Source organism: Ruegeria sp. AI3 (assembly GCF_056541245.1).
On sequence record NZ_JBQFYA010000109.1, the window covers coordinates 1 to 514 of the forward strand.

The following is a 514-nucleotide window of genomic DNA, read 5'->3' on the forward strand; positions in this document are numbered from 1 at the left end:
GATTTTGACGCCCTTGCCGCCGAAGATGACGCGCATTTTCGGAACTATCGTATCACCGTGGCAGATTATGGTCTGCTGGCGCTGTTCGGTTTGCTGTTCGGCGTGGTCTTCTTGCAGTTCTTCACCCGCTATGTGCTGAACGACTCCATCGCCTGGACCGAAGAAGCGGCGCGGTATCTGCTGATCCTTCTGGGTTTTGCCGGTGCGATCCGGTGTCAGGCTGTCGGTAGCCATATCGTGTTGGAATTCGTCGACAAGTATTATGGCCGCCTGCTCAGCTGGGTGCATGTCTTTGCACTGGTTGCAACCTTCGTTCTGTTCGCCGTCATCATCTGGTCGGCGTGGGAGTTGATCCAGCGCACCTCGTTCCAGCAAATGGTCTCGTTGCCATTCCCGAAATACTACCTGCACACCGCGGTCATGATACTGGCGGTCGGAAATCTGGGGGTTGTGACCTATCAGATCGTCGCGCGGGTGAAGGAACTTAAGGAAGGCGTCGACAAATGGGCCTGAT

Annotated in this window: 1 protein-coding gene; it reads left to right on the plus strand. The window is 55.6% G+C overall.

The features are described from left to right. On the plus strand, positions 1-513 hold a 513-nt coding region (locus ACRZ95_RS23320), incomplete at its 5' end, for a TRAP transporter small permease (protein ID WP_480555802.1). Between the last annotated feature and the right edge of the window lies 1 nt (position 514).